Annotated in this window: 1 protein-coding gene; it reads right to left on the bottom strand. The window is 60.0% G+C overall.

Features of this window, described 5'->3' with window-relative positions; genetic code table 11:
* On the bottom strand, positions 1-407 hold a 407-nt coding region (locus JQ46_RS07315), incomplete at both ends, for a transposase (RefSeq protein ID WP_034986754.1).

Here is a 407-nt window from a genome sequence, read left to right on the forward strand (position 1 = left end):
CCGGTAGCAGGGTCTTTGATGGTGGTTTTCTCGTTCATCCATTCCCGGTAGGTGTGGTCGAATTCGTGCAGGTGGGCGACCCATGTGGATGCTTGGTCAAGGTCGGTGATGCGAGTGAGTTTCAGGGCTAGGCGGTAGAGGGTTTTGCCGGCATCGGTGCGGGGGTTGCTGGTGGTGTGGCGGCGGACTGTTCGTTGGGCGTGGACGAGGCAGCGTTGGATGCGTGTTGTTGGCCAGCAGTGGTGGATGGCTGATTGGGCACCTTGTCCGCCGTCTGTGACTGCGATTAGTGGTGCGGCAATGGGGCGTAGGAGTTCGGTGTAGGCGGCGGTGGTTTCGTGTCTGGCCCAGGTCCAGTTGATGACGTGGGTTTTACTGGCTGCGATCAGGAGGCATCCGGACTTTAG

Origin of the sequence: Corynebacterium jeikeium (assembly GCF_000738175.1) — a bacterium.
Classification (GTDB): domain Bacteria; phylum Actinomycetota; class Actinomycetes; order Mycobacteriales; family Mycobacteriaceae; genus Corynebacterium; species Corynebacterium jeikeium_C.